2 protein-coding genes and 2 pseudogenes are annotated in these 2,899 nt (G+C 54.7%); all 4 read left to right on the forward strand.

Annotated features, from left to right (window positions below; all coding sequences use genetic code 11):
• Positions 1 to 118: 118 nt before the first annotated feature.
• Positions 119 to 472, forward strand: a pseudogene (locus tag ACOTX5_RS26290) (ISNCY family transposase); the annotation flags it as partial.
• An 80-nt stretch (positions 473 to 552) separates the two neighbouring features.
• Positions 553 to 966: an IS66-like element accessory protein TnpA gene (gene tnpA, locus ACOTX5_RS26295; protein ID WP_063945312.1), complete on the forward strand. Its 414-nt coding sequence runs from the start codon at positions 553 to 555 to the stop codon at positions 964 to 966.
• A complete protein-coding gene (gene tnpB, locus ACOTX5_RS26300) occupies positions 963 to 1,313 on the forward strand; it encodes an IS66 family insertion sequence element accessory protein TnpB (protein ID WP_063945311.1) in 351 nt (116 codons plus the stop codon). Before tnpA ends, tnpB begins: the two co-directional genes overlap by 4 nt.
• Positions 1,314 to 1,343: 30 nt before the next feature.
• Positions 1,344 to 2,780: pseudogene (locus ACOTX5_RS26305) on the forward strand (IS66-like element ISEcl6 family transposase); the annotation flags it as partial.
• Between the last annotated feature and the right edge of the window lie 119 nt (positions 2,781 to 2,899).

Consider the following 2,899-nt stretch of genomic DNA (forward strand, 5'->3'; position numbering starts at 1 on the left):
CAGCATTTTATTATGGTGATCCCCTGGGCGAAATGCGCCTGGTAAGCAGAGTTTTTGAAATGTAAGGCCTTTGAATAAGACAAAAGGCTGCCTCATCGCTAACTTTGCAACAGTGCCCGATAAAGTGCTGTATCTGATTGAAGACAGCAAGGACAGCCGCCGGGCCATCGGTAAGTATATCGACGTCTGGCATTATCCTGACGGACATAAGGAACTGCGCCTGAATGATGTACAGCTCCCCTATTCCACCTACGACCGGTTGTCGGAAGTTGATCCCGTCGCGATTGTTGATAATAAAAGACTGGGCCATGTGCTTGAAGTTTCGCGCCAGGTCCAGAGAAAACGGGACAATAATCGCTCACAATCGATACCTTCTGGTGATGAGCCTTCCCGAAGACGTCATGCTCCGAGCATCAACAAACCCCAGCGCTCGCTGAACGAAGAAGATATGCTTGAAGCCATAATAAAGTAAGCGTAAACCCAGTGCCGTATGTAGCCATTAAGCCAGTACTGATAACTTAGACGTCCACCTGTACAGACGGACATCTAAGTATGGAATCCCTATCCTGGCGAAAAGAACCCCGTAAAAATTATCCCAATGACTTCAAGCTACGTATGGTCGAACTTGCTTCCCGCCCCGGAGCCTGCGTTGCTCAGATTGCCCGCGAAAACGGCATCAATGATAACGTCCTCTTCAAATGGCTGCGGCTCTGGCAGAATGAAGGCCGTATATCACGCCGCCTTCCGGCAGCTGTCGAATCTCCATCATCGCCGATGATGCTGCCTGTCGAGGTGATACCTGATCCAGAACCAACAGGTGAAACAAACACTGACCCGGGTCAGTTCTCAGCGCTGAATGCCACCTCCTGTTGTGTTGAGTTCCGTCACGGCAAAATGACGCTTGAGAACCCGTCACCAGAACTGTTGGCCGTGCTGCTCCGCGAGCTGACCGGGAGAAGCCAATGATATCCCTCCCGTCGGGCACCCGTATCTGGCTGGTTGCCGGCGTCACCGATATGCGTAAATCGTTCAATGGTCTGGGCGAGCTGGTACAGCATGCACTTGATGAGGATCCGTTCTCCGGCCATCTGTTTATCTTCCGTGGCCGCAAGGGTGACACCGTGAAGATCCTCTGGGCTGATGCTGATGGCCTGTGCCTGTTTACCAAACGGCTGGAAGAAGGCCAGTTCATCTGGCCTGCTGTACGCGATGGCAAAATAGCGATCACCCGCTCACAACTTGCCATGCTCCTCGATAAGCTGGACTGGCGTCAGCCAAAAACAACACGCCTTAACTCACTGACAATGTTGTAAAAAGGACATGGCCGCATTATAAATGAGGTCATGAGTCAGGACTATCTCGCCCGTATCGCCGCGCTGGAAGACGCGCTTCGCCAGAAAGACAGTCAGCTCAGCCTCGTTGCAGAGACTGAGTCGTTCCTGCGTTCGGCGCTGGCCCGCGCTGAAGAGAAAATAGAGAACGAAGAGCGCGAAATAGAGCACCTGCGGGCACAGATAGAAAAACTGCGCCGGATGCTGTTCGGTACCCGCTCAGAAAAGCTACGCCGACAGGTTGAAGAAGCCGAAGCCCTGCTGAAACAGCAGGAGCAGCAAAGCGATCGCTACAACGGACGGGATAATGACCCACTGGTTACGCGTCAGCTTCGCCAGTCACGCCACCGCCGACCACTCCCTGAACATCTTCCCCGTGAGATACACCGGCTGGAGCCATCTGAAACGGGTTGCCCGGAATGCGGTGGTGATATGGAGTACCTCAGTGAAGTCAGCGCGGAGCAGCTGGAGCTGGTCTCCAGCGCCCTGAAAGTGATCCGCACGGTCAGAGTGAAAAAGGCCTGTGTCAGATGTGACTGTATCGTTGAAGCCCCTGCGCCATCACGTCCCATCGATCGCGGTATCGCAGGGCCGGGTCTGCTGGCCCGGGTGCTAACCGCGAAATACTGCGAACATCTGCCGCTGTATCGTCAGACTGAAATCTTTGCCCGTCAGGGGGTGGTTCTGAGTCGTGCGCTGCTCTCCAACTGGGTGGATGCCTGTTGCCGGTTAATGGCCCCGCTGGATGAAGCCCTTTACCACTACGTGATGGACTGCCGCAAACTGCACACTGATGACACACCTGTTCCGGTGCTGGCGCCGGGCAGAAAGAAGACGAAAACCGGGCGCATCTGGACGTATGTTCGCGATGACCGAAGCGCAGGCTCGTCAGATCCGCCAGCGGCGTGGTTCGCCTTCTCACCGGACAGGCAGGGGAAGCATCCTCAGCAGCATCTTCGCCATTATCATGGTGTTCTGCAGGCGGATGCCTTCGCGGGTTATGATCGGTTGTTCAGTCCGGAGCGTGAAGGAGGGCCACTTACAGAAGCCGCATGCTGGGCCCATGCCCGAAGAAAAATCCATGACGTCTATATAAGCACGCAAACAGCGACAGCAGAAGAAGCCCTGAAACGTATCAGCGAGCTGTACGCAATCGAAGAAGCAATACGCGGCCTCGCGGCAACTGAGCGGCTGGCAGCCAGGCAGTCCCGAAGTAAACCGCTACTGATATCCCTGCATGACTGGTTGGTGGAGAAAAGCGCCGCCCTGTCGAAAAAATCCCGGCTAGGCGAGGCGTTCGCTTATGTTCTGAACCAGTGGGATGCCCTGTGCTACTACTGCGATGACGGTCTGGCAGAGCCTGATAACAATGCAGCGGAGCGGGCGTTACGGGCAGTATGTCTGGGTAAAAAGAACTATATCTTCTTCGGCAGCGACCATGGTGGTGAATGGATTTGCCCCTATATTTCCAGACACCTTTTATCACTTAACCCATTACTGGCCCGCTGCCGCAGATATTCCCGTGGCGAGCGATAACCCAGCGCACTATGCGGATGCCATTCGTTATA

The sequence above is a fragment of the Enterobacter cloacae complex sp. IR5441 genome (assembly GCF_049238215.1).
Taxonomy (GTDB): Bacteria; Pseudomonadota; Gammaproteobacteria; order Enterobacterales; family Enterobacteriaceae; genus Enterobacter; species Enterobacter hormaechei_C.

Excerpts from the sequence above, each read along its gene's own strand:
- tnpA (WP_063945312.1), top strand. The coding sequence starts at position 553 with ATGGAATCCCTATCCTGGCGAAAAGAACCCCGTAAAAATTATCCCAAT.
- tnpB (WP_063945311.1), top strand. The coding sequence starts at position 963 with ATGATATCCCTCCCGTCGGGCACCCGTATCTGGCTGGTTGCCGGCGTC.